Genomic DNA, 25603 nt, shown 5'->3' on the forward strand with positions numbered 1-25603 from the left:
CTTCGCTGTGCGGCGCGTGGGCGACGCTTTGTTGTTGGAGTGATCATCTGCAATGGACGCGGGGAGGTAAATTAGTAAGTTTGTTGCTATAGACCTTAAAAAATATAGCTCGCGCTTGAGCACGCTCCGGTATGTTGCCTACGTGTGTTACGGGCGAAGTCCCACGTTTCTGGAGGTCCCGATGGCTGCCTATAACCTGCGCCAACTCAGATATTTTGTCACCACGGCCGAATGCGGCAGCGTCGCCGAGGCCTCGCGCAAGCTGTATATCGCGCAGCCGTCGGTCTCAACCGCGATCAAACAGCTCGAAGACAGCTTTGGTGTGCAGCTGTTTATCCGTCATCACGCTCAAGGGGTGTCACTCACGCCGAGCGGCGCGCGGTTTTATCGCAAGGCCCTGGAGCTGCTGCGCGTGGCCCACGAGTTCGAGCAAAACGCCCTGGCGGACAATGATGTGGTGGCGGGGCAGATCGATATCGGCTGCTTTGAGACGGTGGCGCCGTTGTACTTGCCGCGTCTGATCGCTGGGTTCAAGGCGCGTTGGCCAGGGGTGGAAATCCGCATCCGTGACGGCGAGCAGCAGGAACTGGTGCAGGCGCTGACGGCGGGCAGTATTGATGTGGCGATGCTGTTTGAGCACGACCTGGGCGGCACCATCGAAACCACGCCGCTGATGCCGCCGCAGCAGCCCTATGCGCTGTTACCGGCGGATCACCGGTTTGCGCAACAAGCCAAGGTGTCGCTGGCGGACCTGGTGCTGGAGCCGATGATTTTGCTGGACGTGCTGCCGAGTCGGACGTACTTCGTGAGCATCTTTGAAGAGCGCGGGCTGACGCCGAATATTGTGTTCAGCTCGCCGTCGATCGAAATGGTGCGCGGGATGGTGGGGCGCGGGTTCGGGTTTTCGATTTTGGTGACCAAACCGTTTACCGAGTACACCTATGATGGGCAGAAGGTGGTGTGTGTGCCGTTGGCAGAGACCGTGACCGGCTCCGGGCTCTCCGCCGTATGGCTGCGGCGGGCGCCGCTGACCAAACCGGTGCAGTTGTTTGTGGACTACTGCCGCGAAGAACTCGCGAGGCTCCTTGGCTAAACACGAGAGCCTAATGTGGGAGCTGGCTTGCCTGCGATAGCGGTGGGCCTGCTGGTTTATGTGCCGGCAGACCCACCGCCATCGCGGGCAAGCCCGGCTCCCACAGGGATCTCCATGATCTCGAGAGACTTTCTGGCTAAATACAGAGCCAAATGTGGGAGCTGGCTTGCCTGCGATGGCGGTGGGCCTGCTGGCTTATGTGCTGGCTGACCCACCGCCATCGCGGGCAAGCCCGGCTCCCACAGGGGTCTCCATGATCTTGAAAGACTTTCTGGCAAAACACAGAGCAAAATGTGGGAGCGGGCTTGCTCGCGAATGCGGAGTGTCAGTTAACAGATTAATCGACTGACCCACCGCATTCGCGAGCAAGCCCGCTTCCACATTTGATTTATGGTGTTTGATCGAATCAGGTGCGGATCGAGTCCAGCATGCGCTGCAGCATGGCATCGCAGCCATCAAGCTGATCAACACTCACAAACTCATCCGGCTTGTGCCCCTGGTCCATGCTCCCGGGCCCGCAGACCACGGTCGGAATGCCTACCGCATCAAACAAACCACCCTCAGTTCCAAACGCCACGGTGCCAAATTCCCGGGAGCCGCAAAACGCGGCGATCAACTCGGCCGCCTGGCTACGCTCATCAGTGACCAAGCCGGGATACGCCGACAACTCGGTAAAACGGATCGCACTCTGTGCGCTCACAGCCTGCATACGCGGCAGCACCTGCTGCTCGGCATACGCCTTCAACTCCGAGGCCACTTCAGCCGGATCCTGCGAGGGCAACGCGCGCACTTCAAAATCAAACCGACAATCCGCCGGCACGATGTTCAATGCCTTACCGCCACTGATCACCCCGGTCTGCACCGTGCTGAACGGCGGATCAAACCTCGGGTCTTGCGTCTCTCGCAGGCGCTGGCCAATGCGGCCCAGCTCGCCGATCAACTCGGCAGCATGCTCAATGGCGTTCACGCCATACGGTGCATACGCCGAGTGGCAGGCTTCGCCATGCACGTCGCAACGCATCGCCAGCTTGCCTTTGTGGCCGAGCACCGGTTTGAGTTCGGTCGGCTCGCCGATGATGCACAGCATTGGCTTGACGGGCCGCTGCTCCAGCACGGCGAGCAGTGAACGCACGCCGAGGCAGCCGACTTCCTCGTCATACGACAGCGCAATATGCACCGGCATGCGCAATGTCGCCTCGACGAGCGCCGGTACCAGCGCGAGCACGCAGGCAATGTAGCCCTTCATATCGGCGGTGCCACGGCCAAACAGCTTGCCGTCATGCTCGGTCAATTGAAACGGCGGCACTGTCCACGGCTGGCCGTCCACCGGCACCACGTCGGTGTGCCCTGACAGCGCAATGCCCGGCACGTCCAGCGGGCCGATGCTGGCGAACAGGTTGGCTTTGCTGCGCTCGTCGTTGTAGATCAGCTCACTGGCCACGCCGAAACCGGCCAGGTAATCGCGCACAAACTCGATCAATTGCAGGTTGGATTCGCGGCTGGTGGTGTCAAACCCCACCAGCGTTTGCAGCAGTTCGCGGCTCGTGCTCATCGCTCGTCCCCAGCCACGCCGTAACCGGGGGAGCGGTCGGGGGCGAGGGCGCGGTCGATGTAGTCCTGCACTTGGGGGCGGTAGGCGTCCCAGAGTTTTTGCAACTCAAGGATGGGCTGTTCATCGGCCCAATCCACGCGCAGGTTGATGATCGGCCAGGTCAGGTCGCCCACCACCGTCAAGGCGGCGGAATGCACCGGACCCGCTTCGCCACCGGCGGCGATGGCGGCGTGCATCGCGGCCAGAAGCCGGTCTGCCAGTTGGCCTTCGCCTTGCTCAAAGGCTTCTACCATCGCCTCGATCACCGCACGGTTGGCGAGCATATTGCCCGCCGCCACACACTGTTCGCCCGACACCGCGTTATGCGTGCCAAGAGTTTCGCTGCCGCTGAAATGCACACTGCGGCCCAGGTGATCAATCGCCGTGAGTTGCCGGTATTGGCTGTAGCCGTTGCTCGTCAGGGCCTTGTCGATGGCCTCGGCGGGGGCGAGGCCTTGTTCCAGCAAATCCAGTACATCGGGGCCGAGGGCCGGCAGCGTGATGTTCTGGGTCGACACCGCGCCCACACCGGGCCGCAGCCATGGGCAGCGCGCGCCCACGGCGATGCTCGAGGAGCTGATGGCGATGCCCAGTTGGCCGGTCTCGGCGCAACGGGCGACGATGGAAAAGGTCATGGTGAGGCTCCTTATTCGGGAATAACCGCGATCACATCAATTTCCATCAGCCACTGTGGCTGGCCCAGCGCCGACACCACCAGCCCGGTGGAAATCGGGAACACGCCTTTGAGCCATTTGCCGACTTCCTGGTACACCGGCTCACGGTAGCGCGGATCGATAAGGTAGGTGGTGGTTTTGACGATGTGACTCAGGTCGGACCCGGCTTCTTCCAGCAGTTGCTTGACGTTTTTCATCGCCTGCTCGGCCTGGGCGCGCGGGTCGCCGAGGCCAATCAGGTTGCCGTCAAAGTCGGTACCGACCTGGCCGCGCACATACACGGTGTTGCCGGCGCGCACGGCCTGGCACAGGTCATTGTCCAGGCTCTGGTTGGGGTAGGTTTCCTTGGTGTTGAACATGCGGATGCGAGTGTGAGTGGGCATCAAAAAAACTCCGGAAATAAGTGATCAGGCAATGACAGGCGACGGGTGAACAACCGGCGCGGCTTCGCGGTACTCAAGGTATTGGCGCTGGATGGCGATGTGGTCGGCCACGTATTTGGCGTCGTGCCACACGCCCCAGATAAACGACGAGCCCCGGCGCGATTGCCATGGCAAACCGAGGAAGTAGATCCCGGCTTCGCTGGCCACGCCGCGCTGGTGCTGCGGCTTGCCGGCAGCGTCGAAGGCGTCGACTTTCAGCCAGCTGTAATCCACGGCAAAACCGGTGGCCCAGATGATCGAGGTGATACCGGCCTCTGCCAGGTTCAGTTCCAGAATCGGATTTTGAATGCACTCGGCGTCGGGGAACACGCGACGGGCTTCGGGCTCCGGCGGCAGATCGAGGCCGTTGCGCTCGATATAGGCGTCGGCGGCGTCCAGCAGGGCCAGATAGTTTTCGTCGCCGCGTGCCAGGTTGTCTACCAGGTTGGCCTGGAAGCGGGCAGTACTGCCGTTGAAGGCTTGGGTCAGGCCGACGAGGGTCATGCCTTGCTGGGCCAGCTCACGGAAGTCGATGGTTTTGCCGCCGTGGGCGCCGCTCACGGCGATAGTCACGTGCTCGCGGCCGGGTTTCATGGCGGCCTGGTCCCACTCGCCCAACACGCCCAGCCACCAGCAGAAGTCGCGGTTGCGATAGGCACGGGGCGGGCGGTCGTGGGCGCCGACCGACAGGTACACCTGGCGCCCGGAGCGTTGCAGCTCGTCGGCGATCTGTACGCCGGAAGAACCGGCACCCACCACCAGCACGCCACCCGCAGGCAATTGCGCCGGGTTGCGGTAGTCGGCGGAGTGGATCTGGTGCAGCGCAGCGTCTTTGGGTGCGATGGCCGGAATCACCGGCTTCTGGAACGGCCCGGTGGCGGCGACCACGCGGTTGGCTTCGATCACGCCTTCGCTGGTGTGCACGGTAAAGCCAGGGCGGCCGACGTTGCGCACCACGGAGGTCACGTCCACACCGGTGCGGATAGGGGCGTTAAATTTACGCGCATAGGCTTCGAAATAATCGGCGACGCGCTCTTTCGGCGCGAAGCCATCGGCGGCGACGTCATCGAATTCCAGCCCCGGAAAGCGGTCATGCCAGGCCGGGCCATTGGCGACCAACGAATCCCAGCGGCCAGTGCGCCAGCGCTCGGCGATGCGGCTGCGTTCCAGCACCAGATGCGGCACGCCTTGCTTGCTCAGGTGCTCGCTCATGGCCACACCGGCCTGGCCGGCGCCGACCACCAGCGTGTCTGTTTTTGTTATGGCTTCAGTCATGTCTCAGTCCTTGCGTAATGCAGTTGGATTCAGCTCAGGCATGACGTCAAGGTAGGGGGAGGGGGGCTATAAATAAAATATTATTAAGCTGGGAATTGAGCATAAATATCGGATGCAGAGGCTGTGGGAGCTGGCTTGCCTGCGATTGCAATCTCCCTGGCGATAGAGTCTTACCGATCGTTCCCACGCTCTGCGTGGGAATGCATCCTGTGACGCTCTGCGTCACCTGGCGCAGAACCTTAACTCCCCGCTGACTTCGGGACGCGGAGCGTCCAGGGCGGCATTCCCACGCAGAGCGTGGGAACGATCAAAACGCGGAATGTGTGAGCTGGCCTGCGATTGCAATCTCCCGGCCAATAGCGTTCTATCTGACCCACCGCCATCGCGGGCAAGCCCGCTCCCACAGGGTTCGACTCCATGTACTCCATCCGCAACATGACCCCCGCTGACTACGACGCTGTCATCAACCTGATGCACAGTACCCCCGGCATCTCCCTTCGCGATGCCGATTCGCGCGAAGCCACCGAGCGCTACCTGGCGCGCAACCCCGGGCTGAGTTTCGTCGCTGAAGCCGAAGGGCGGTTGATCGCCTGCGTAATGTGCGGCCATGATGGGCGTCGGGGGTATTTGCAGCACGTGCTGGTGTTGCCGGACTACCGCCGCCGGGGCATCGCTCAAGCGTTGGTTGAGCGCAGTCTCTTCGCACTGGAGCAGTTGGGCATCCACAAATGCCATCTCGACGTATTCAAAACCAACACCAGCGCCGCCCAGTATTGGCATGGCCAGGGCTGGAAGCTACGAACGGATATCGACCGTTATTCATTTACCCGTGAGGGTAATGAAAACGCATAAACACACACGACCCCTGTGGGAGCTGGCTTGCCTGCGAAGGCGGCGGCACTGCCAATAGACAGGTCGCCTGATCCAACGCCTTTTCAGCCTGGCTAAAGCTTGGCGGCTACCACCGCAGATCGCTATCAGGTCTGGAAGGCTGTGCGCAGGTGCTTGATAACCTGGCTGATCGAACGCCCTTCAATCTCCGGCGGCACCGGATTTTCCCCAAACTCGCGCCACACAAACAGAGTCAACTCAGCCCCATCGGTCAGCGACTGACCTTGCTCGCACACACCAAAATCTTGCAACACCCGATAACGCTCATCCCGCCAAAACGCATCCTCCACCCAGTCGTACACCGGGATGAAATGAAAGTGCAGCGGGAACCCCGGCATATGTCCGTAGCGGCTGATATATAGCCATTTTGGCTTGAGCTGCGCCTCCATCACCCGCTGGACCCTGGCCAGCAACCCGCCCAATTCTGCCAATGCAGCCTCAGGCATATCGGCCAGGGAATGGATGGTCGCCTTGGCACCCAGCATCAGGTAGCCCGGCAGCGTCGACGCCAGGTGATGGTTGAGCCGCCAGTGTTCGGTTTCATAAACGATGAAAGCAGGGTCAATCTGCATAAGCGCGCGTCCATGTGGGCTGGGCGGGCAGGGTAGCAAGGGCCTCAGCCCTTTCGATACACCCCACCCAACTCCCGCGCCAGGCCAATGAAATTCTGCAACGGCGCCGACGGGTTGAACGTGCGTCGCACCAGCGTGATCGGCGCCAGCAGCTTGGGGCGGGCGTCTTTGATCCGGCAATACACCACGCTTTCGCGGTGCACATCGCGCATCGAGGCGGGCACCACGGAGATGCCTTCGCCCGCGGCGACAAGGCTGACGTTGGTCAGCATGCGTTCCACTTCAAAGGCGATTTTCGGCTCGAAACCGGCGTTCTGGCATGCCTTGATCAGGTTGGCGTACATGCCCGGTGCGCCGGGGCGGCGTACGAGGATGAAACGTTCATCTTTCAACGCGGCCAGTGGAATGGCGGCCTCGTTCAACAGCGGATGGCCGGTGGGCAGTGCGAGTAGCATTTCTTCGTTGAGCAGGCGGTGGAATGTGAGGCTCTGATGGGTGCTGACGGGAGCGCGCAAAATGCCGATGTCGATGCGTTTTTCGATGGCGTCTTCGGTGACTTCGCGGGCGCTGCCTTCGTTGATCGACAGTTCCACGCCGGGGAAGCGCTCGCGGTAGGCGCGGATGATGCGCGGGATCAAGGGGTGGGCGGCAGCGGAGCTGGTAAAGGCCACGACCAGCGTGCCCTCAATGCCTTGGGCGGCGCGGGCGGCCTTGAGTGAGCCGTGTTCGACGCGGGCCAGAATCACCCGCGCTTCGTCGAGAAACACCAGGCCGCCGGCGGTGAGGTCGACGCCCTTGGGGTGGCGCTTGAACAAGTCAAAACCCAGCTCGGTTTCCAGTGCACGAATCTGTTGGCTCAGTGGCGGTTGCTGCATGTTCAGGCGCGCGGCGGCACGGGTGAAATGTCGCTCTTCAGCCACCATGATGAAATAGCGTAAATGGCGAAGTTCCATGGTGGTATATCCCGTGACAAGACTTTATTATTTGCGGCCTGCAGCGGCCAGGCGGTCAATATGCCCAAAGCCGTGGATCACGACAATAACTATAAATAAAAACCCGCTGGAGTACCGATGCCGAGCCGATACGCCAAGAATGGAACCCTGCCTATCTTGATTGCCATCGCACTGGGCATGACGTTGGGGTTGGTGTATCCGGACCTGGCAATCGAAATGAAATGGCTCAGCGACGGGTTTATAAAGTTAGTCGGTTTATTAATGCCTTTTCTGTTGTTTGTACTGGTGGCCACCGGCGTCGCGGGTATCAAGCGTGAGCCCCATCACCGGCATGTGGTGCGGCGCATTATTATGTACTTCCAACTGATGTCTTTCGCCGCGCTGGTGGTTGGCATGGCGACGGGGTGGGTGTTCAACCTTGAGCACAGTGCGCTGCCTGTACCGCCTTTGCCGGTCGAAGGTTTTCTGCACGAATTGTCGCTGTTGTCGGCGTCTTCGACGCTTTATCACGTATTTACCGGGAGCCTCGTGCTGCAAGTGATGTGCGTCGCGATCATCTGCGGCGTACTGCTGGGGCGGGGTAGCCGCGTGGGCAATCGCTGCCTGGGCTGGTTGGAAGCCGGTGTTCAAGGGCTGTTTTACCTGCTGCGCATTATCTTGAAGTTGGCGCCGCTGGCCGCGTTTGGTGCGATGGCCTTTGTGGTCGGCAAGTATGGCGTTAGTTCAGTCTTGCCATTGCTTAAGTTTGTCGTGGTTATTTATCTGGTCAGTGCGTTATTTGTGATGGTGATATTTGCTGTGATAACGCGCTGGGCGGGTGTGAAGTTATCTCGGCTGATCGCTTATTTAAAAGAAGAGTTGTTGTTGGTGACGTTTACCGGTTCTTCCGTCGCCGCACTTCCAGGCTGCGTGAATAAACTTGAGGCACTGGGCTGTGACCGTCAATTAGTGCGCCTGGTGTTGACCACCGGCTACACCTTCAACCTGGCGGGCACCAACCTGTACCTGACCACGGCCATCATGTTCCTGGCTCACATGGCCGGGGTCGAGTTGAGCATGGCGCAGTTGCTCGCCGTGTTGGTGGTGTGTCTGGTGACGTCGCTGAGCTCCACCAGCGTGGCGGGCTCAGCGCTGTTTACGCTGATTGCAACGTTGAACATCCTGCAACTGGTACCGCTGGAAGGGGTGGGGTTGCTGCTCGGCGTCGAGCGCTTGATGAAGTGCCGGTCGCTGACCAATGTGCTGGGCAATTGCGTGGCGTGCCTGGCGATTTGCGGGTGGCAGCGCTCGATTGATCGTGAGGTGTTGCGGCGGGAGTTGGTCACTTGAACTGAACACAGATCCTCTGTGGGAGCTGGCTTGCCTGCGATAGCAGTGTGACAGTCGCCGAAGATATCGACTGAACCACCGCCATCGCAGGCAAGCCAGCTCCCACAGTTGGATTGCATTTCAACCTTTGGAATTGGCCAGTTTGTCGAAGGCTTTGTCCAAATTGCCCTCAGCGCTTTGCAGCTTTTCACGCCGCTCTTTCAGCCACTGCTGATCGCCCTCGAGCGTCTTGCGCGCCTCTACCAGCATGCGTTTGACCTCCTGCGGCTGCGGCCCGCCGGTGCCTTTTCGCGTCTGCACCATGATGGTTGGCGAGAGCGACGCACGGAAGCCCGCCTCATCCAGCGGCAGGGTGTTCGGGGTCCATTTGTATTTGTCGGCGGCCTGGCTGTACAGCTTCTGCGCGTCCGCATACGGGAAGGTTTTCGGCGTGGTGCCGTTGCTGCGCGCTTCGGTGACGATCAGCGAGGCAAAGCTGTGACCGATGCGGAACGGCACTTTGTATTGGCGCTCCAGGGTGTCGGCCAGCTCCATCGAGGTGGTCCATTCCGATTCGAGCTCTTCCAGAGAGCGTTGCGGGTTGATCTGCAAGGCGTCGAGCACGGCGTCCGTGGCGTCGAACATCTCTTTGGTGGAGCGGAACACGCCCAGGGAGTCGAAGGCGAACTTGTAATCGGTCATGCCGGTGGTGACGTTGTGCGCGCGAAGCGTCACGGCCTGGGCCAGGCCGACCACGTCGGAGGCGCTCTCACGCGCACGCATCAGCAAGCCAGGGTTGCGCTTTTGCGGCATGGCGCTGCTGGTGTAGGTGGCTTCTTCGTCCAGCAACAACCACGGGCGGATCTGGTGGTACTGGGTGTGGATATCGCCAATCATCGCGCCCACGCGGATCGCCGAGGAGGAGGCCAGGTTGGCCGCTTCAATCGGAATGTCGTAGGTCGATACCTGGCTCGAATCCAGCGAGTTTTCGCGCACGCCGTCAAAGCCCAGCAGCTCGGCCAGGCGCTCGCGGTTCAGCGGGTAGGCCGAGTTCGCCAGCACGGCGGTGCCCATCGGGCTCTTGTTCAGGCGCGTGTACAGCTCGCGGATGCGCTGGCCGTCGCGGTCAAACGCCGCCTCAAACGCTAGCAGGTAATGCGCGTAGCTGATCGGCATGGCCTGCACGCCGTTGGTGTAGGCGGGTACCAGGGTGTCGACGTTTTTGTCGGCAATGTTCAGCAGGCGCAGGCGTGTGGCGTTGAGGGCTTCGCTGTAGGCCAATACCTGGCTGCGCAACGCAGCGAGGCGGTAGGTTGCGAGCATGTCCTGGCGGCTGCGGCCGGAGTGGATCAGCGAGGCTTCAGGGCCGATCTTGTCGGTCATGATTTTTTCCAGCTGCAGCACATCGTTCGGGCGCGTGCCGCCGGGCTGGTCGGCCTGGGCGATGGCGTAGCGCACACCGCCGGCGATCTTGGTGCCCATGTCCGGCTTGACGATGCCTTCTTCGGTGAGCATCACGATCGAGGCTTTGTTGATGCGGTTCAGCCACGCAAATTGCGTCTGGGTCGGGTCGCCCTTGGCTTTGTGTTCGGTTTGGGAGCTGTCAGGTGTGGCGCCGACTTTCGCCGCCTGGGCTGCGCATTGCTCGGTGGTGGTGCAAGGCAGTTCGCCGGTGTTGGCGGCGTTGGCGCCGACGCTGTTGAAGAGGGCGAAGGCCACGGCGAGGTGAAGCAGGCTTTTGAGGGCACGAGGGGATGTGTTCACAGAAATACCCGATTATTTTTGGAATTGTGAGCCGTCGTCGCGAGGAAGCGTGCGCGGTGAAATCAGGCTATCGGGATTGTTTGCAGATTGAAAATATATAGTAAGTGTAGAAGGCAGAGCTTTTGGATATGAAGTGAAAAGGCTATGAAGCCCATCTTCACAATGCCTGTGCTATACCCTGGGTTTTCTGTGGAGTCAGGTATGCGCCAGGATCAACTCGACGGCTTGGTGACCTTTGTGTGTGTCGCCGAACACGCCAGTTTCTCGGCCGCTGCGGTGCGTCTGGGGGTTTCGCCGTCGGCGGTGAGCCAGGTGATCCGCAACCTGGAGCGGCGCCTCGGGGTGGCGCTGTTCAACCGCACCACCCGCAGCGTCAGCCTGACTGAAGCGGGTAGCGGCTTTCTGGCCAAGGTGCAGCCTGCCGTAAGCACTTTGACTGCTGCCGCGCTGGAAGTCGGCGACAGCAGCGGCCTGCCGTCCGGGCTATTGCGCCTGAATGTGCCGCGCGCTGCTTACCTGACGGTGCTGCAACCGGTGTTGTCGGCGTTTTTCGCCGCACACCCGCACATCGACATCGAGTTGACCGTGGAAAATGCCTTGGTGGACATCGTGCGCCTGGGCTTTGATGCCGGCATCCGGTTTGGCGACTTCGTCGAGCAGGACATGGTGGCGGTCAAGGTCGGGCCGGCGTTGCGCATGCATGTGATTGCATCCCCGGACTATTTGGCGCATCACGGTACGCCCAAGCATCCCGCTGAGTTGCTTGAGCACAACTGCATCGGTTTCCGCGCTTCGAGCGGCGTGGTGGAACGCTGGGATTTGACCAGGGGCCAGGAAACGCTGCAATTGCCGGTGAGCGGCCGGATGATCGTCAATGACTCATCGGCGCTGGTGCAAAGCGTGTTGGACGGGCTGGGAATCGGCTACATGATCAGCGGGCATATCGACGCGTTTATCGCGCGGGGTGAACTGGTGAGCCTGTTTGAGGATTGGTGCCCGACGTTGCCGGGCTACACCTTGTACTACCCGGACCGGCGGCGGGTGAGCCGCAAGTTGCGGGCGTTGATTGATTTTCTGCGGTAACCCGGCTTTGTGGCGAGCGGGCTTGCCCCGCGTTGGGCTGCGAAGCAGCCCCATCAAGCCCACCGCGTAGTGTCAGGAAGACCGCATAGTCTGGTTTTGGGGCCGCTGCGCAGCCCAACGCGGGGCAAGCCCGCTCGCCACAACAGGCCCTCTAGCCACAATGAGTCTGCCTGCAACAGTCAGTGCATCTTGCTATGGTCCATGCCATCCAGCCCACGGGCCGGGGCCTGGATGTCGATCGACTGCTTCTCGCCCTTGGCGTTTTCCACGGTCAGGGTCAGCGGCACCTGGTCGCCTTCCTTGATCTGCCGGGTCAGGCCCATCAGCATCACGTGGTAGCCGTTCGGGTCGAGGGTGACAGCTTTGCCGGCGGGCAGGGCGACCGAGTCCACCGGGCCCATGCGCATCACGTCGTCTTTCATGCTCATTTCATGAATCTGTACGTCCTTGGCCACAGGCGACGCCACGCTCAGCAGTTTGCTGTCGCTGTCGGCGGTGACGGTCATGAACGCGCCGCTGGACGGCTGGCCGGGTACCGAGGCGCGCACCCAGGCGTCGGTCACTTGCACCTGGGCACTGGCGTGGGCGGCGAAGCCCAGCAGGGTCATGCCGAGCAGGGCGCGCTTGAGGTGTTGAACGGCAGTCATTAGCAGACCTCCATAACGGTGAGCAGGTCCTCTGCGCACTCTTTAGCGGTAAGGGATGCCGACAGGCCCAGGCGCAGGTTGCCACGGGTGTCGAACACAAAGCTGGTGGCCGTGTGGGACAGGGTGTAGGTGTCACCGGCGGGGATCTTTTCATAAAAGATCCCGAACTCCTTGGCGGCCACGGCGATTTCTTCCGGGGTGCCGTACAGCGCTTCGAAGCTGGGGTCGAAGGCCTTGACGTACTGGTCGAGAATTTCCGGGGTATCGCGCTCGGGGTCGAGGGTGATGAACACCACTTGCATGATCTTCCCGTCGCGGCCCATCAGCTTCTTGGCCTGGGCGGCGCGCGCCAGGGTGGTCGGGCACACGGCCGGGCATTGGGTGAAACCGAAGAACACCACGGGCATCAGGCCACGGTACGAGCTCAGGGTGACGGTTTCGCCGGCGGTGTTCTTGAGCTTGAAGGTGCGGCCCATGATCTTGTCACTGAGGTCCTTGCCGTACTTGAAGTTCAGCTTGGGGCTGTAGTCACAGCCGCCCAGCAGGCTGCCCAGGCCCAACAGGCCCATACCGGTCAGCACTTTGCGGCGGGTGAATAACGTACTCATCAACTGTGCATCCTGTGAAACGCCCGGGTTGCTTTGGCAGGCTTTGAAAGGAGTAGCGAGGCAGGCGCCAAGTCTACCAACCCTGGCGGGTGCGCGTAATCTGCGACGTTCTGCCACAGGGGCGCGCCGCGCTTCATCCCGGTGGGCCTTCGGTGGTAGAGTCGCCGCCATGAAATTGAGCCACCCTGACCGTTCCCTGATCGCCTGGGCCCTGTACTTCTGCGTGCTGATGAACGTGTTCGTCTGCGGTTTGGGGCATGGCGAGATGATGGGGTTGCAGCTCAATGGCATCGGCGGCCAGTTCTGTTCGGTGCAAGGCGGGCAGTTGCCACTTTCCGACAAAGGGTTGGCTAACCCGTCTTCCAGCAACATCTCGAACTACTTTGCCTGCCCGGTGTGCAACGCCGTCACCCTTGCCATCGTCTTTCTGATTGGCCTGGCGTGGCTGCTGGGCATCGGGCAAGCACCGCGCCCGGCGCATGAGCGGCGCAACAAGGCGCCGCCGCGTTACTCCTGGCCCTCGGCCAACCCCCGCGCATCCCCCGCAGTCTGACGTGTGCCCTGGGCTTCCTGTTTACAGGAGGCATTCCATCGTCATGACTGTGAGTGCGTTTCATGAATCATGCAGTGCCTGCAGGCGCCAGCCGCCTGGTCAGCAAGGCTTCCCGTCGCCTGCGCACCGAACCGGTGCCGGCTGAGTACCCGAGTAATTCCCGCTGTTTCGTGCACCTCGATGCACGGTTGTTGCCCCATTGGCACAGCCTGTTCGATATCTGCCCGGCGCTGCTCAAGCTTGATCCGCCAGAAGGGTTGAACCTGTTTCGCAGCTTCATGACCTGGGCGTATCGCAACCAGCCGCCACTGGATTGGACGTATCACCTGAATGTCTGCCGCTGGTTATTGGCTTCGCCGTACCGCGTGCAGATTGATGATGAGCCCATCGAAGCGTTCATGGCGGCTGCGGCCGCCTGCTGGGTGGGCGCCGATGACAGCCAGGCTCAGGGCGTGGTCCTGGCCTGGCAAGGTACGAAGGTCTTCGACTGGAAAACTGTCAGCGCCGATGAGCGCCAGGTGTTGCCAATGTCCCCATGGGATTTCGCCTGGTGCCCATTGAACGCCCGCGGTGAATTCAGCGGTTGGTTGCCGGTGCCCTGAGGTGCCGGGCAATCCAGCCTCTGACGTCGGTTACGGCGATCTGCTGCTGAGCGTTGAAGGTGACGGCGGGGTCCCAGGCCACGCCGTTGCCTTGGGCGAACACTGCGCGGTATTTCTGCAGGTTGTCCTCCGGGTGGTTGGCCAGGTCCGCCAACAATGTCGCGACCGGCCAAGGCTCGCGGGTGAGGGTGATGCCGAGGGTTTCGTCGACGGTATCCGCCAGTTGCCCGTAGGTCAGGGTGTCGCCTGCGGTGTACACCACTTGGTTGGTGATCGCAGGTTCGGTCAATACGATTTGCGCGGTCAGCCGACCGATATCCTCGGGCGTGGTGACGGTCACGGCGGTGTCCCAGTCGCCCAGGGCATGCACGCTGTTCTGCGCCAGATCCACCACGCCGAACGACGGCTCGAACAGAAAGCTGGTGAACATCCCGGTGGAGATGATCAGCCATTGCGTGCCGTGCTGGCCGCGTAACAGGTCGCGCACGTCCAGCTGTTCATCGAAAGAGTCCTGCGGGCTGCCCCGGCCGATCACGTCGTAGTCCACGCCGAATTGCCACGGCACATAGCGCTGCACACCGCCTTCGATGGCGGCGCGGGCGAGTTTGCGTTGGGTGCCTGGGCCGGCTGCAAAACCGGTGCAGCAGATGACCGTCGAGAAGGGCGCGAACAGGTCGGCAAGCGTGCCCTGGGTGTCGTTTTGCAAGTCGCCGGCCAGCACTTCAATCCCCAGTTCACGCACACGCTCGGCTGCGGCGCCGTGCAGGCGGGAAGGGCGCAGCAGCACGGCAATGCGCGTCTCGTGCGGTGCCGCCAGTGCGGCGAGGGATTGCAGCACGGCCATGCCCAGTTCACCGGCACCGAGTACCAGAATGGATGAGTGAGTCATTGGGTTCTCCGTCGGTGTTGAAAGTCGTGGCATGCTTGCAGAATTAATCGCCGTACATAAGAAGGCACACCAGTGATACCGGGAGTACGCCATGGATAACGACGAAATCATCCGTCGCTCGCAAGCTGCGTGCGACGCCCTCAGCGCGGACGATGACGGCCTCAAACGCGAGGTACTGACCCACGCCGGCAACCGCTGGTCGTTGGGGATCGTGCACGTGCTGGGGGTGAACGGGCGCCTGCGTCACGCCGAAATTGGGCGACGCATGCAGGGGGTGACGCAACGCATGCTGACCCGCACGTTGCGCCAGCTCGAACGCGATGGATTGGTGCTGCGTCATGACTTCGAAGAAGTACCGCCCAAGGTCGAATACGAGCTGTCGGCTTTGGGCACGCAGTTACTGGTGCACATGATTCCGCTGTGGACGTGGGTGATCGACAACAGCGAGGCGTTCCGTCAGGCACGGCAACGATTCGACGCTGAGCGGGTCACTTCAACGCAACAGTGAGCGCGTTTATTCTTTACGCGGGGGTGCTTTTTTGTGTTTTTTGGGGGGTTGTTGTTGGGTCGAAGACCCCGATGAGTTTGCCTTTTCATCCTTGGGGGGCGTGGCCGTTTTCTTGTCAGCATCAGCCGGGCTGCTGGGGTAGGTGCCGGGCGGTAGCGCCGAGCCTGCGGCACCCGCGCCGCTCAGAGCGTTGACGGAAGGGTTGGGGTTATCGCCGAACGCGGCAAATACAGGGCCGCTTAACAGCGCCGACAAACCGACAATCACTAACATCCTTTGGGAGCTTCTGGTCTTCATGACGCATTCCCCTGTGCATGGATAGGTCATCCAGCAGGACCAAGGCCCGGCGTGGCGCCGAGCCTTGGTGATGCCACATCAAGCCGCCATTGGCTTGGTGGACTGCAACTTCTTGTGGGCCGCTTTCATCGCTTCCATTTCAGCGCCCAATTCTTCCAGCAGTTTTTTGCCCAAGAGCTTTTTGGCCTGAGGAAACATCTCGGTTTCTTCCTCTTCGATGTGGTGCTCCAGCAGTTCCTTCACCACTTTGACGCGACCGGAAAACTCCGTCGTGGAGGGCTCGGTTTTCTGCAAGTCGGGCAGGACCAGAGAATCCACCGTGCGGTGCTCTTCCTTGGCTTCGTGGTACATGATGTCCTGTTCTTTGCCGCCGGCCTTGCGAAACGCCGGGTAGAGAATTTCTTCTTCAAGCTTGGTGTGCAAGCTGATTTCCGCTTCCAGTTTGGCCAGCAGTTCAGTGCGCTTTTTGACGCCGCGTTCGGTGGACTCACTTAACTGCGTCAATAGGGCCTTGACGCGTACATGGTCGGCTTCGAGAAGGTCGATGGCGTTCATGGTTGGAACCTCACGGATAACACTCGGGCGGGTCGAAATGCGCGCCTCTTGGGGATAGGTGTGCATTAGCTGTACCAAGTCGCGGGCATTTTTTATTTATAAGTAAATCAGTGAATTACCTGATTCGCGGGCGTTACGACGTCGTGCAGGTTGCAAGGTCCGGCCCTGGCGGGCGTGCATTAAGCCGCATGGGCCTCTTGACGGTTTTTTAATGAACCCTCAGCGCAAATGAGTGACCTAACCCATAAGACCTCAGGAGGTGAATCATGCAAATAGAATATGTCTGGATCGGTTTGGCGGTGATTCTGCTGCTCTTGGAACTGTGGGCGATCAATGTCGTATTACGCAGCACCAGTGGCTGGGAGACCAAGGGGCTGTGGCTGATCATTCTGATTTTTGTGCCGCTGTTCGGGCTGATTGCCTGGGCCATGTTCGGGCCGAAACGCGAGATGCCGGAGCATCGTAGAAGCTGAAACGGCGGGTAAAAAAACAGGCGCCTGAATGGGCGCCTGTTTACGTTCAGCGGTAGTATTTCAGCCGGCCACTGCCTTGGCGATCGCCTCATTGAACGCCGGCAAATCATCCGGTGTACGCGAGGTGATCAGCGTCCAGCCATTGGCCTTGCACTCCTTGACCTCGGCATCGACCCAATCAGCTGCGCCGGCATTTACAAGGTCGGTGCGCACGCTTTTGTACGAGGTCAGCGTCTTGCCCTTGATCACGCCGGCATCAATCAAAGCCCACGGCCCATGGCAGATGGCAGCCACGGTTTTACCCGCTTTGACGAACTCGTTAACGAGCTTCAGTGCTGCCGCGTCCAGGCGCAGGGTGTCGGCATTGACAGTGCCGCCGGGAATCACCAGCGCGTCAAAATCGGCGCCGGACACGTCGGACAATTTGGTGTCAGACTCCACGGTTTTATCCTTCTCGGTATCGCCGACGAAGGTCTGGGTTGTGCCGCCTTTGCTGGACGCATGGGTCACCGTCGCGCCGTGGCCACGCAATGCTTCCAGAGGGCTGAGCAGTTCATCGCGCTCAATACCTGAGTTGGACGTAATGATGAGGATTTTCTTGCCGTTGAGTTGCGAACTCATGGTCGAGTGTCTCCCGGGTCTGGATTGAATCAGTGGGCGTAGTTGCCTTTGAGACCCTTGAGTCTTTTCAGGTGCGCTTCAAGGGGCGATTGGCTAGCGAAGTCTTTCAACTTCGCGTCGTCCGGCATTTCATTGAGAGGGCGCCAGCGCAAAAGGTTTAAATTAATTTGTGCTTATTTCTCCAGCGGGCACCCGGGGCAATTTCCTTGAACTATCGAAAATGGGCGGGCTCTGCTGCATAAGCGCCCGCTTTTTTTGCGGGCTGTCCACTGCCCGGAGACAGACCATGACTGATCGCAATACAGCCGACAAAACCCCCGAGCCCATCAGTTCCGAAGACGCTCAGAAAGGCACCGAAAAAGCCACCAAGGGCCAAACCCTTGAACGCCCGAATCCAAAAACCGAAACCGTAGACAAGGTGCTCACGCCAACGTCGATCAAGGAAACGCAGCGCCAGACCGATGCCATCAATGAGCAGGCGGCCAAGGCCGAGCGCGCGTTGGGCGATTGAGCATGGCCCGGTCAATTACCGCATCCGAATTGGGCATTGACCTTACGCCTGAAGATGACGCCAGCCTGTTCAAGTGGTTTCTCGCCAGCTTCCTGATGGGCAAGCGTATTCAGGCGCCGATTGCGGCGCAGGCTTACCGGGTGATTGTCGAGGAGGAGGGCCGTGATACCGCGCGTAAGTTGCAGCACTGCACGTCCCGCGAGCTGGTCGCGATGCTGGGGCGAGCCCACTACGTGCGCTACGACGAAACCACCGCGCAGCGCCTGCTCGACCTCAGCGCCAAGTTGAACGCCGAGTACGCGGGCAAAATGACCCGGATGCGCGATGCCAGTAAAGACCGCCAAGCCTTCGAAAAACGTCTGGGCGAGTTTGCCGGCGTGGGCCCCAAGACCATCGAGATTTTCATGCGCGATGCGGCGGCGGTGCTGTTTTGAGCGCACCGCTTTACGCAGGCTGGTGCCTGTCGCGTGAAACTGAGGTGGCGGTTACACCCGATGCCCTCTGCCTACTCGACCTCCACCTGCAACACTTCCAGGCCTAATTGCTCATACCGTTCGACACTGGGCACATGCCACTCGGTGATCAGCGTGTGGATGCGTTCGCACGGCCCCACCACAAAGGGTTCCACTGCGCCGAGTTTGTCGGCGGTGGAAACCGCCACCACATGGGAGGCGCTGTCGAGCAGCGCTTGCTTGACCGCCACTTCGTCAAAATGCTGCGAGGTAATGCCGATTTGCGGGTGCAAGGCGCACACGCCGGTAAACAGCAGGTCGGCCTTGACGCTCTGGATCAGGCGTACGGCCTCTTGCCCGCCAGTGGACAGGGTGGCGGGGTTGAGCTGGCCGCCGGCCAGAATCACTTTGACATAGGGGTGATCCGCTAGAGCGACGGCGATCATCGGCGAGGCGGTGACGACGGTCAGGCGAATCTCGCGCGGTAACGATTGCGCGATCTGCAGCGTGGTCGAACCGGAATCGAACAGCACGATCTGGCCGTCCTCCACGCGGTCGGCGGCCAACTGTGCGAGGCGACGCTTGGCGTCGTTTGTTTCGCCGACGCGGGTGAAGAAGTCCTTGCCGGTGTCCTTGGGCCTGGGCAAAGCGCCACCGTGTACACGCTGCAACAAACCGGCGGCGGCCAGTTCTCCGAGGTCGCGGCGGATGGTGTCCTGGGACACGGCGAAATGTTCGACCAGGTCCGAGGCGGTGACTTTGCCATCGCGCTCCAGCAGCAACAGGATCTTCTGTTTGCGCAACGAAGGCAGGTCAATGGCTTGATGGGTGTTTTGCATGTTTGTGCGTCTTTCTGCGGGTTTGTGCAAGGTTATTCCTCCAGTGATCCAAACGCAATGGCGGGTTGCACTGGCGATGCGCTGGTGGTGAGCACCTACGAGGGGCGTTATCGGCTGGCCGCATTTGCACGGTTTGGGTGCCATCGGTGAGGCGGGCGTGCCCAAGGCGCTGGACGTGAGGATTGCGTTGTGTGGCTATGACGATATACGTGATGTGAGTCACGATATTTTGCTGCCGCGCAGCTTTCCCGAATGCGTTTACTCAGCAAAAAAAACGTAAAAAAGTAAAAAGAGTTGTCCACGAAAACCGTGGGTATCTCTGTGGATAACTTTGTCAGACCCCGGCGGGTATGGCGATTTCACCCAAGATCAATATTTGATCAACTTTCGGCGCGGGCCAGTATGGGCAGGGTTTGCGCTTGACAGCCAAGCGCGAACCCGGTGCCGAAAAGTACTTTTATGAGTCGCCGTTGTGGCCTGTGGAGTGGGTAACAACTTGTGCAGGCATCTTCGCGCGCATCAGGTTTTCCAGCGCCTGACCATAACTGCGGCCGGCCAGGCTCATGCTGTTGTTGTGGGTGGCGCCGGGCACCAGTAACAGCCGCTTGGGTTCCTGGGCCGCTTCAAACAATTGCTGGCTGAAGCGCGGCGGCACGTACTGGTCAGCCAGGCCGTGGACCACCAGCAGCGGCATGTGCACGTCAGCGATCTTGTCGATGGAATCGAATTTTTGCGAGAGTAACCAGCGCACCGGCAACGAGGTATTGGCGACGGCAGTGGCAACATCCGCCAGCGAGGTAAACGTGGACTCGATCACCAGCCCGCGCACGGGAACCGGCGTTTGTCGGCTGAGCTGCGCCGCCAGGTCGATCGCCACCGCGCCACCCAGCGAGTGCCCATAGATCAGGCGTTTGGCGGGGTCGGGTTGCAATACCTGAAAGCGTTCCCAGGCAATGCGTGCGTCTTCATACACGCTGGTTTCAGAGGGTAAATCCCCGTGGCTCTGGCCAAAACCCCGGTAGTCGATGGCCAGCACCGAGTAGCCCAATGCGTGCAGTTGCTCGATGCGGAAAAACTGCCCGGTCAGGTTCCAGCGCACGCCATGCAGGTAGAGGATGGCCGGTGCGTCTTTCTTGTCTGCCGGGTACCACCAGCCGTGAATGTTCTGGCCGGATTTGAAACTGGCAGGTTTGAGGTCGAATTCCTGCACCGCCTTCGGCAAGCCGTTGTACCAGCTGGCAGTGCCCGGCTCGATGCGAAACACCAGCTCGCGCTCCTTGTGTTGCAGCACGGCGCAGCCTACCGGCAGGCCGACAATCAGGATGGCCATGCACAGCAGGGGGAACCAGCGCAGGCCCAGGCGAGACAGAAAACGAGACGGCATAAAGGTTCCAGTGCAAAGGCGAAGCACGGGTTTTACCAGATGGCTTACGGGGGCAGGAATTAATTCGACAGCCGTCGCTGCGTATTGCTTGCAAAGTATTACAGCGCAGCCAGCGGTTCTGCGTCAGTCATCACTTGAACCCGGTTGCGCCCTCGTGGCTTGACGCTGGGCTGGCCCTCGCGACATGCTCCAGCTCCTTTGAGCAAAGGCCTGACCATGGACAACAGCCCCGTTCGCATCACCGCCGAAGAGACCCTGTCGGAAAACTGGTACCTCCTGAAAAAATACAGCTTTGACCTGCGCCGCCAGGATGGCAGTTGGCAAGCCCAGACCCGTGAGGTGTACGACCGGGGTAACGGTGCAACCATCCTGTTGTACAACCGCGCGCAACGCTCGGTGTTGCTGATCCGCCAGTTCCGCATGCCCACGTTCGTCAATGACTACCACGGCTATCTGATCGAAGCTGCCGCCGGGCTGCTGGACAATGCCAGCCCCGAAGAGCGTATCCGTCTGGAAGCCGAAGAAGAGACCGGCTACCGCGTCGGCCATGTGGAAAAAATCTACGCAGCGTTCATGAGCCCGGGCTCGGTGACCGAGCGCATCCATTTTTTCATCGGCGAGTACCAGCCGGCGGATCAAGTGGGTGCCGGTGGTGGCCTTGAGGAGGAGGGCGAGGATATCGAAGTATTGGAGCTGGGCTTTGAACAGGCGCTGGCGATGGTGCAGAGCGGTGAGATTGTCGACGGCAAGACCATCATGCTGTTGCAGCACCTTGAGCTGCGCATGTTGAAAGAAGGGTGGTGATCCGTGAAGCGTGAGTGGGTGTTGCTGTGGGCATTGATAGCGAGCAGTAGCAGCGCTGCCGACGGGTTTTACCGCTGGACCGACCCGGTGCCCGCGGACCCCGGGCGGTTGTTGCGCAGCGAGGCGTTGACGCCACAGCAAAGCCTGGCTGGCGCCGCGCTGAACCTGCGGATTCTCTACACCTCTATCGATGGGCTCGACAACCACACGCCGATCACGGTATCCGGCGCGCTGTTTGTGCCGAAGGGCACGCCACCCGCAGGCGGTTGGCCACTGATGGCCTGGGCCCATGGCACGGTCGGCAGTGCTGACCGTTGCGCGCCTTCATTGAATGAGCGCAGCCCGCGTGACACGCGCTACCTCAATTATTGGCTCGAGCAGGGTTATGCGATTGTCGCCACTGACTATCAGGGGCTGGGCACGCCGGGCTTGCACCCATACGGGCTCACTCGCCCGCTGGCCTATGGCGTGCTGGACAGCGTCCGTGCCGTGAGCGGTGCGCCATTCAAGCTATCGAAACGGGTGGTGGTGTTTGGCCAGTCCCAGGGCGGTCGGGCGGCGTTTGCCACGGCAGTGACGGCCAAGGCCTATGCGCCGGACGTCGACCTGGTCGGTGTGGTGGCCACGGGCACGCCCTATGCTTCAGCCCATGGCCCCGGCAAAAGCGCGGAACTGAACAACGCCCGGCGTTCGGTGGTGCCAACGTTTGCTTATAACGTGCTGCGCTTGAGCACAGCGACGCTGCTCGACCCTTCATTTGTACCTGCCGATTATCTGGCCGAGCAGGCATTGCCGGCGTTCAAGGTCAGCCAGGAAGACTGCCTGCATGCGATTGAGCAGCGGGTGGTGGCTGACGGCTTGACGTTCAACAACAGTTTCAAGCGTTCGCCTGAAGCAGCGCTGGAACGGGTTAACCGTGAGTCGGCTTACCCCACGCTGAAAACCGATGTGCCGGTGTTTTTGGGTACGGGTGGCAAGGACCTTGATGTGTTCGTGCCGGGGCAAAAAGCGTTGGTCAGGGATGCCTGCAAGGCGGGGGACCGGATTGAATGGCATTTCTACCCGCAGTTGGACCATTCCGGCACAGTGAATGGCTCGCTGGGAGATTCCACCGGATTTGTTCGTCGGGCATTTGGAGGGGAGGCGATTGCAGGTAATTGTGAGGGAGGAGCCCAGGTCAACCCTGCGTCTTTTAAGTCGACAAATTGACGTCAAAACGCCACTAATGGCCCTGTGATAATTAATCAACTGCCCAAGATTTAATCTCGCTACAATCGCCCGCTTTGCCACCTGGCACGGGCGTCTCAAGCCCGTCAGTTTCGAGAAATTCCATGCTGATCGGTAGTTATTCCCCCTCCCTGGTCGTGATTTCGCTCTTCGTCGCGATCCTGGCTTCCTATACCGCGCTGGACTTGGCCGGCCGTATTGCGACAACCAAGGGCCGCGCCGTGTACGGGTGGATAAGCGGCGGTGCGTTGGCCATGGGGGTCGGTGTGTGGTCCATGCACTTTATCGGCATGTTGGCCTTGCGCCTGCCGTTTGCCCTCGGGTTTGACCTAGGCATTACCGCGCTGTCGTTGCTGATCGCAGTGTTGTCGTGCGGCTTTGCGTTGTGGCTGGTCAGCCAGCCGCGCCTGCCTGCGTGGCAACTGGGGTTCGGCGCGCTGATCATGGGGGCGGGCATCAGCAGCATGCACTACACCGGCATGGCCGCGATGCGCATGACCCCAGGCATCGACTACGACCCCACGTTGTTTGGCGCCTCATTGCTGATCGCGGTGGTGGCCTCCGGCGCTGCGCTATGGATCGCCTTCAACCTGCGCCGCAACACTCCCTACGTGCGCCTTGCGCGGGGCGGGGCGGCGGTGGTGATGGGCATCGCTATCGTCGGCATGCACTACACGGGAATGGCGGCGGCGCAGTTTGCCGATGACAGTTTTTGCGGTGCGGCGCTGACCGGCTTGAGCGGAAAAGGCCTGGATAATCTGGTGCTGGTGACCTCGCTCGCCGTGCTGGTCATCGCACTGTTGACCTCATTACTCGACGCCCGCCTCGAAGCGCGCACGGCGGTGCTGGCGGACTCATTGACCCTGGCCAATCAGGAGCTGACCCATCTGGCCCTGCATGACATGCTCACCGGCTTGCCCAATCGCACCTTGCTTGCCGACCGTATTCAACAGGCCATACAGGCCGTGAAGGAGCAAGGCGGCTGCTTTGCCCTGATGTTTATCGACCTGGACGGTTTTAAACCGGTCAACGACGCGTTTGGCCATCATATGGGCGACCAGTTGCTGCGCGAAGTCGGCCTGCGGCTGCGCGAAGACCTGCGCAGTCACGACACCCTGGCGCGTATCGGCGGGGACGAGTTTGTGCTGCTGGTGCAATTGACCCAGCCGGACGATGCCATGGGCCTGGCTGAACGTCAGGTTGGGTTGATCAACCGTGCGTTCAAGGTCGCCGAGCATGAGCTGAAAATCTCCGCCAGCATTGGCATCGCGATGTTCCCGGGCAACGGCAATAACCCTCAGGAACTGTTGATGAATGCCGACGCGGCGATGTACCACGCCAAGGGCATGGGCAAAAACGGTTACAGCTTCTTTGATGTGTCGATGAATACCAACGCGCGCAAACAGCTGCAGTTGCTGCAGGATTTGCGCAACGCTGTGGAACAGGGGCAGTTCCGGCTGTACTACCAGCCCAAGTTTGATGCCGCCAGTGGCATTGCGGTCGGCGCCGAGGCCTTGCTGCGCTGGGAGCACCCGCTGCAGGGCCTGCTATTACCGGCGACCTTTATCGAACTCGCCGAGAAAACCGGCTTGATCATTCCGATCGGCGAGTGGGTGCTTAACGAAGCCTGCCGCCAAATGGCACTGTGGTATGCCGAGGGCTATGAAGACTGGCGCATCGCGGTGAATTTGTCGGCGCTGCAGTTCTGTCATGCCGGGCTGGTCAACAGCGTGGCTGCCGCGCTGGAGCGTCATCGGTTGCCCGCCAACAGCCTGACCCTTGAAATCACTGAAACCACTGCGATGAGCGATGCCGATGCGAGCATGACGGTGTTGCAGCAGCTCTCGGACATGGGCGTGGATTTGTCGATTGATGACTTCGGCACTGGCTATTCAAGCCTGATGTACCTCAAACGCTTGCCCGCCAACGAGCTGAAGATCGACCGCGGGTTCGTCCGCGACCTGGAGCACGACAGCGACGATGCTGCCATCGTCTCGGCGATTGTCGCCCTCGGCCAGGCCCTGGGGCTGCGGATCGTCGCTGAAGGTGTGGAAACCGACGTGCAACAGAGTTTCCTCACTCGCCTGGGCTGCAACTCCCTGCAGGGTTACTTGTTGGGCCACCCGTTGCCGGCCGATGGATTCATGGCCGATATCAGGCGTGCCGAAGTGTCCGCGACCGCTGACAAAAGCCGGGCGTGACGGGTATTCTTGGATCCAACCCTAAATTCAAGGTTGGATCAGGAGACCGTACGCATGGACAAAGTCGTCATCATCACTGGGGGCAGCCGCGGGATTGGCGCCGAGACGGCATTGCTGGCTGCACGCCAGGGCTATCGCATTTGCATCAACTATCAGTCCGACGAAGCGGCCGCGCATCGCGTTCTGGAGCAGGTTCGCGGCCTGGGGGCGCAGGCGATCGCCGTCCGGGCTGATGTCAGCATTGAAGATGAAGTGGTCGCACTGTTCAGCCGCGTTGACGCAGAGCTGGGCCGCGTCACTGCGCTGGTCAACAACGCGGGTACCGTGGGGCATAAGTCACGGGTGGACGAGATGTCCGAGTTCCGCATCCTGAAGATCCTGAAAACCAACGTGCTCGGCCCGATCCTGTGTGCCAAGCATGCAGTGCTGCGCATGTCGCCCAAGCATGGCGGGCAGGGCGGCAGCATCGTCAACGTGTCGTCGGTGGCGGCGCGTCTCGGCTCGCCGGGCGAGTACGTTGATTACGCGGCCTCCAAGGGCGCGCTGGATACCTTCACCATTGGCTTGTCCAAAGAGGTCGCGGGCGAGGGCATTCGCGTGAATGCGGTGCGCCCGGGGTACATCTTTACCGACTTCCATGCCCTGAGCGGCGATCCGGACCGGGTCAGCAAGCTCGAATCCGGAATCCCCATGGCGCGCGGCGGGCGCCCGGATGAAGTGGCCGAGGCGATTATCTGGTTGCTGTCGGACAAGGCGTCCTACACCACGGGTACCTTCCTCGATCTGGGCGGTGGCCGCTGAGGCGC

Annotated in this window: 28 protein-coding genes and 1 pseudogene; 15 read left to right on the forward strand and 14 right to left on the reverse strand. The window is 60.8% G+C overall.

Going from position 1 to position 25603, the window contains the following annotated elements:
• Window positions 1-181 precede the first annotated feature (181 nt).
• Window positions 182-1093, forward strand: coding sequence for a LysR substrate-binding domain-containing protein (locus BFW87_RS23655; protein ID WP_025857480.1), 912 nt, complete (start codon window positions 182-184; stop codon window positions 1091-1093).
• A gap of 406 nt (window positions 1094-1499) precedes the next feature.
• Here the strand turns inward: BFW87_RS23655 and argE are convergent, their stop codons facing one another.
• Genes argE through BFW87_RS23675 form a run of 4 tightly spaced genes read right to left on the reverse strand, consistent with a single transcriptional unit; the run spans window position 1500 to window position 5055 of the window.
• Window positions 1500-2645: an acetylornithine deacetylase gene (gene argE, locus BFW87_RS23660; protein WP_078742129.1), complete on the reverse strand. Its 1146-nt coding sequence runs from the start codon at window positions 2643-2645 to the stop codon at window positions 1500-1502.
• Window positions 2642-3319, reverse strand: coding sequence for a DUF1028 domain-containing protein (locus BFW87_RS23665; RefSeq protein ID WP_078742130.1), 678 nt, complete (start codon window positions 3317-3319; stop codon window positions 2642-2644). Before BFW87_RS23665 ends, argE begins: the two co-directional genes overlap by 4 nt.
• Window positions 3320-3330: 11 nt before the next feature.
• Window positions 3331-3741: a RidA family protein gene (locus BFW87_RS23670; protein ID WP_003207327.1), complete on the reverse strand. Its 411-nt coding sequence runs from the start codon at window positions 3739-3741 to the stop codon at window positions 3331-3333.
• 24 nt (window positions 3742-3765) lie between these two features.
• Window positions 3766-5055 carry a flavin-containing monooxygenase gene (locus BFW87_RS23675; protein ID WP_078742131.1) on the reverse strand — a complete coding sequence of 430 codons (1290 nt, stop codon included), beginning with the start codon at window positions 5053-5055 and terminating at the stop codon, window positions 3766-3768.
• Window positions 5056-5472: 417 nt separating this feature from the next.
• On the opposite strand from BFW87_RS23675, the gene BFW87_RS23680 reads away from it, so the two are divergent.
• On the forward strand, window positions 5473-5907 hold the full coding sequence (locus tag BFW87_RS23680) for a GNAT family N-acetyltransferase (RefSeq protein WP_078742132.1): 435 nt from the start codon (window positions 5473-5475) through the stop codon (window positions 5905-5907).
• Window positions 5908-6032: 125 nt separating this feature from the next.
• Here BFW87_RS23680 and BFW87_RS23685 read toward each other — a convergent pair whose 3' ends face one another.
• Complete coding sequence (locus tag BFW87_RS23685; RefSeq protein WP_078742133.1) at window positions 6033-6518, reverse strand: HIT family protein; 486 nt, start codon at window positions 6516-6518, stop codon at window positions 6033-6035.
• A 44-nt stretch (window positions 6519-6562) separates the two neighbouring features.
• Window positions 6563-7471: a LysR family transcriptional regulator gene (locus BFW87_RS23690; protein ID WP_078742134.1), complete on the reverse strand. Its 909-nt coding sequence runs from the start codon at window positions 7469-7471 to the stop codon at window positions 6563-6565.
• Between the two features lie 117 nt (window positions 7472-7588).
• Between BFW87_RS23690 and BFW87_RS23695 the strand changes: the two genes are divergently transcribed.
• Complete coding sequence (locus BFW87_RS23695) at window positions 7589-8800, forward strand: cation:dicarboxylate symporter family transporter (RefSeq protein WP_078742135.1); 1212 nt, start codon at window positions 7589-7591, stop codon at window positions 8798-8800.
• Window positions 8801-8920: 120 nt separating this feature from the next.
• Here BFW87_RS23695 and BFW87_RS23700 read toward each other — a convergent pair whose 3' ends face one another.
• The gene (locus BFW87_RS23700; protein WP_078742136.1) at window positions 8921-10543 is read right to left on the reverse strand and encodes an argininosuccinate lyase; all 1623 of its coding nucleotides are present in this window, start codon (window positions 10541-10543) and stop codon (window positions 8921-8923) included.
• Window positions 10544-10744: 201 nt separating this feature from the next.
• On the opposite strand from BFW87_RS23700, the gene BFW87_RS23705 reads away from it, so the two are divergent.
• The gene (locus BFW87_RS23705) at window positions 10745-11626 is read left to right on the forward strand and encodes a LysR family transcriptional regulator (protein ID WP_078742137.1); all 882 of its coding nucleotides are present in this window, start codon (window positions 10745-10747) and stop codon (window positions 11624-11626) included.
• 179 nt (window positions 11627-11805) lie between these two features.
• On the opposite strand, the gene BFW87_RS23710 is transcribed toward BFW87_RS23705, so the two are convergent.
• Entirely contained in the window at window positions 11806-12273 is a 468-nt protein-coding gene (locus tag BFW87_RS23710; protein WP_078742138.1) for a copper chaperone PCu(A)C, read from the reverse strand.
• Window positions 12273-12881: an SCO family protein gene (locus tag BFW87_RS23715; RefSeq protein ID WP_078742139.1), complete on the reverse strand. Its 609-nt coding sequence runs from the start codon at window positions 12879-12881 to the stop codon at window positions 12273-12275. Before BFW87_RS23715 ends, BFW87_RS23710 begins: the two co-directional genes overlap by 1 nt.
• 169 nt (window positions 12882-13050) lie before the next feature.
• Here BFW87_RS23715 and BFW87_RS23720 point away from each other — a divergent pair, with 169 nt between their 5' ends.
• Window positions 13051-13434 carry a DUF2946 domain-containing protein gene (locus BFW87_RS23720; protein ID WP_078742140.1) on the forward strand — a complete coding sequence of 128 codons (384 nt, stop codon included), beginning with the start codon at window positions 13051-13053 and terminating at the stop codon, window positions 13432-13434.
• A gap of 62 nt (window positions 13435-13496) precedes the next feature.
• Complete coding sequence (locus BFW87_RS23725) at window positions 13497-14036, forward strand: putative natural product biosynthesis protein (RefSeq protein WP_078742141.1); 540 nt, start codon at window positions 13497-13499, stop codon at window positions 14034-14036.
• Here the strand turns inward: BFW87_RS23725 and BFW87_RS23730 are convergent.
• Window positions 14011-14925 (reverse strand): aromatic alcohol reductase, encoded by a 915-nt coding sequence (locus BFW87_RS23730; protein ID WP_078742142.1) that lies wholly within the window; start codon window positions 14923-14925, stop codon window positions 14011-14013. The two genes, BFW87_RS23725 and BFW87_RS23730, sit on opposite strands and share 26 nt — an antisense overlap.
• 91 nt (window positions 14926-15016) lie before the next feature.
• Between BFW87_RS23730 and BFW87_RS23735 the strand changes: the two genes are divergently transcribed.
• Window positions 15017-15433 carry a winged helix-turn-helix transcriptional regulator gene (locus BFW87_RS23735; protein WP_078742143.1) on the forward strand — a complete coding sequence of 139 codons (417 nt, stop codon included), beginning with the start codon at window positions 15017-15019 and terminating at the stop codon, window positions 15431-15433.
• 375 nt (window positions 15434-15808) lie between these two features.
• On the opposite strand, the gene BFW87_RS23745 is transcribed toward BFW87_RS23735, so the two are convergent.
• The gene (locus tag BFW87_RS23745) at window positions 15809-16285 is read right to left on the reverse strand and encodes a hemerythrin domain-containing protein (protein WP_078742145.1); all 477 of its coding nucleotides are present in this window, start codon (window positions 16283-16285) and stop codon (window positions 15809-15811) included.
• 266 nt (window positions 16286-16551) lie between these two features.
• Here BFW87_RS23745 and BFW87_RS23750 point away from each other — a divergent pair, with 266 nt between their 5' ends.
• Window positions 16552-16758: a PLDc N-terminal domain-containing protein gene (locus tag BFW87_RS23750; RefSeq protein ID WP_078742146.1), complete on the forward strand. Its 207-nt coding sequence runs from the start codon at window positions 16552-16554 to the stop codon at window positions 16756-16758.
• A 60-nt stretch (window positions 16759-16818) separates the two neighbouring features.
• On the opposite strand, the gene BFW87_RS23755 is transcribed toward BFW87_RS23750, so the two are convergent.
• Window positions 16819-17379: a type 1 glutamine amidotransferase domain-containing protein gene (locus BFW87_RS23755; protein WP_078742147.1), complete on the reverse strand. Its 561-nt coding sequence runs from the start codon at window positions 17377-17379 to the stop codon at window positions 16819-16821.
• A 286-nt stretch (window positions 17380-17665) separates the two neighbouring features.
• On the opposite strand from BFW87_RS23755, the gene BFW87_RS23760 reads away from it, so the two are divergent.
• Both BFW87_RS23760 and BFW87_RS23765 read left to right on the forward strand, forming a co-directional pair.
• Window positions 17666-17890, forward strand: a complete 225-nt coding sequence (locus tag BFW87_RS23760; protein ID WP_078742148.1) for a hypothetical protein — start codon at window positions 17666-17668, stop codon at window positions 17888-17890.
• Between the two features lie 2 nt (window positions 17891-17892).
• A complete protein-coding gene (locus BFW87_RS23765) occupies window positions 17893-18324 on the forward strand; it encodes a DNA methylase (protein ID WP_078742149.1) in 432 nt (143 codons plus the stop codon).
• Window positions 18325-18395: 71 nt separating this feature from the next.
• On the opposite strand, the gene BFW87_RS23770 is transcribed toward BFW87_RS23765, so the two are convergent.
• Window positions 18396-19181 (reverse strand): DeoR/GlpR family DNA-binding transcription regulator, encoded by a 786-nt coding sequence (locus BFW87_RS23770; RefSeq protein WP_078742150.1) that lies wholly within the window; start codon window positions 19179-19181, stop codon window positions 18396-18398.
• 106 nt (window positions 19182-19287) lie between these two features.
• On the opposite strand from BFW87_RS23770, the pseudogene BFW87_RS32355 reads away from it, so the two are divergent.
• A pseudogene (locus tag BFW87_RS32355) lies at window positions 19288-19461 on the forward strand (L-lactate dehydrogenase); the annotation flags it as partial.
• Between the two features lie 177 nt (window positions 19462-19638).
• On the opposite strand, the gene BFW87_RS23775 reads toward BFW87_RS32355, so the two are convergent.
• Window positions 19639-20565 carry an alpha/beta hydrolase gene (locus BFW87_RS23775; protein ID WP_078742151.1) on the reverse strand — a complete coding sequence of 309 codons (927 nt, stop codon included), beginning with the start codon at window positions 20563-20565 and terminating at the stop codon, window positions 19639-19641.
• 216 nt (window positions 20566-20781) lie between these two features.
• Here BFW87_RS23775 and BFW87_RS23780 point away from each other — a divergent pair, with 216 nt between their 5' ends.
• The 4 genes from BFW87_RS23780 (at window position 20782) to BFW87_RS23795 (ending at window position 25598) form a co-directional block, all read left to right on the forward strand.
• Window positions 20782-21369 (forward strand): NUDIX domain-containing protein, encoded by a 588-nt coding sequence (locus tag BFW87_RS23780; protein WP_078742174.1) that lies wholly within the window; start codon window positions 20782-20784, stop codon window positions 21367-21369.
• Window positions 21370-21387: 18 nt separating this feature from the next.
• Complete coding sequence (locus BFW87_RS23785; RefSeq protein WP_254865939.1) at window positions 21388-22578, forward strand: alpha/beta fold hydrolase; 1191 nt, start codon at window positions 21388-21390, stop codon at window positions 22576-22578.
• 122 nt (window positions 22579-22700) lie between these two features.
• Window positions 22701-24797: a putative bifunctional diguanylate cyclase/phosphodiesterase gene (locus BFW87_RS23790; RefSeq protein WP_078742153.1), complete on the forward strand. Its 2097-nt coding sequence runs from the start codon at window positions 22701-22703 to the stop codon at window positions 24795-24797.
• A 54-nt stretch (window positions 24798-24851) separates the two neighbouring features.
• Entirely contained in the window at window positions 24852-25598 is a 747-nt protein-coding gene (locus BFW87_RS23795) for an SDR family oxidoreductase (RefSeq protein ID WP_078742154.1), read from the forward strand.
• Window positions 25599-25603 lie beyond the last annotated feature (5 nt).

The organism is Pseudomonas fluorescens (genome assembly GCF_002022275.1).
GTDB classification, from domain to species: domain Bacteria; phylum Pseudomonadota; class Gammaproteobacteria; order Pseudomonadales; family Pseudomonadaceae; genus Aquipseudomonas; species Aquipseudomonas fluorescens_AJ.

Bases quoted from the DNA above. Each gene is read 5' to 3' on its own strand.
- BFW87_RS23745 (WP_078742145.1), bottom strand. From the start codon at position 16,285: ATGAACGCCATCGACCTTCTCGAAGCCGACCATGTACGCGTCAAGGCC.
- BFW87_RS23725 (WP_078742141.1), top strand. From the start codon at position 13,497: ATGAATCATGCAGTGCCTGCAGGCGCCAGCCGCCTGGTCAGCAAGGCT.
- argE (WP_078742129.1), bottom strand. From the start codon at position 2,645: ATGAGCACGAGCCGCGAACTGCTGCAAACGCTGGTGGGGTTTGACACC.
- BFW87_RS23695 (WP_078742135.1), top strand. From the start codon at position 7,589: ATGCCGAGCCGATACGCCAAGAATGGAACCCTGCCTATCTTGATTGCC.
- BFW87_RS23675 (WP_078742131.1), bottom strand. From the start codon at position 5,055: ATGACTGAAGCCATAACAAAAACAGACACGCTGGTGGTCGGCGCCGGC.
- BFW87_RS23795 (WP_078742154.1), top strand. From the start codon at position 24,852: ATGGACAAAGTCGTCATCATCACTGGGGGCAGCCGCGGGATTGGCGCC.
- BFW87_RS23720 (WP_078742140.1), top strand. From the start codon at position 13,051: ATGAAATTGAGCCACCCTGACCGTTCCCTGATCGCCTGGGCCCTGTAC.
- BFW87_RS23670 (WP_003207327.1), bottom strand. From the start codon at position 3,741: ATGCCCACTCACACTCGCATCCGCATGTTCAACACCAAGGAAACCTAC.
- BFW87_RS23685 (WP_078742133.1), bottom strand. From the start codon at position 6,518: ATGCAGATTGACCCTGCTTTCATCGTTTATGAAACCGAACACTGGCGG.
- BFW87_RS23715 (WP_078742139.1), bottom strand. From the start codon at position 12,881: ATGAGTACGTTATTCACCCGCCGCAAAGTGCTGACCGGTATGGGCCTG.
- BFW87_RS23780 (WP_078742174.1), top strand. From the start codon at position 20,782: ATGGACAACAGCCCCGTTCGCATCACCGCCGAAGAGACCCTGTCGGAA.
- BFW87_RS23790 (WP_078742153.1), top strand. From the start codon at position 22,701: ATGCTGATCGGTAGTTATTCCCCCTCCCTGGTCGTGATTTCGCTCTTC.
- BFW87_RS23710 (WP_078742138.1), bottom strand. From the start codon at position 12,273: ATGACTGCCGTTCAACACCTCAAGCGCGCCCTGCTCGGCATGACCCTG.
- BFW87_RS23765 (WP_078742149.1), top strand. From the start codon at position 17,893: ATGGCCCGGTCAATTACCGCATCCGAATTGGGCATTGACCTTACGCCT.
- BFW87_RS23735 (WP_078742143.1), top strand. From the start codon at position 15,017: ATGGATAACGACGAAATCATCCGTCGCTCGCAAGCTGCGTGCGACGCC.
- BFW87_RS23775 (WP_078742151.1), bottom strand. From the start codon at position 20,565: ATGCCGTCTCGTTTTCTGTCTCGCCTGGGCCTGCGCTGGTTCCCCCTG.
- BFW87_RS23655 (WP_025857480.1), top strand. From the start codon at position 182: ATGGCTGCCTATAACCTGCGCCAACTCAGATATTTTGTCACCACGGCC.
- BFW87_RS23680 (WP_078742132.1), top strand. From the start codon at position 5,473: ATGTACTCCATCCGCAACATGACCCCCGCTGACTACGACGCTGTCATC.
- BFW87_RS23730 (WP_078742142.1), bottom strand. From the start codon at position 14,925: ATGACTCACTCATCCATTCTGGTACTCGGTGCCGGTGAACTGGGCATG.
- BFW87_RS23665 (WP_078742130.1), bottom strand. From the start codon at position 3,319: ATGACCTTTTCCATCGTCGCCCGTTGCGCCGAGACCGGCCAACTGGGC.
- BFW87_RS23770 (WP_078742150.1), bottom strand. From the start codon at position 19,181: ATGCAAAACACCCATCAAGCCATTGACCTGCCTTCGTTGCGCAAACAG.
- BFW87_RS23750 (WP_078742146.1), top strand. From the start codon at position 16,552: ATGCAAATAGAATATGTCTGGATCGGTTTGGCGGTGATTCTGCTGCTC.
- BFW87_RS23755 (WP_078742147.1), bottom strand. From the start codon at position 17,379: ATGAGTTCGCAACTCAACGGCAAGAAAATCCTCATCATTACGTCCAAC.
- BFW87_RS23690 (WP_078742134.1), bottom strand. From the start codon at position 7,471: ATGGAACTTCGCCATTTACGCTATTTCATCATGGTGGCTGAAGAGCGA.
- BFW87_RS23760 (WP_078742148.1), top strand. From the start codon at position 17,666: ATGACTGATCGCAATACAGCCGACAAAACCCCCGAGCCCATCAGTTCC.
- BFW87_RS23705 (WP_078742137.1), top strand. From the start codon at position 10,745: ATGCGCCAGGATCAACTCGACGGCTTGGTGACCTTTGTGTGTGTCGCC.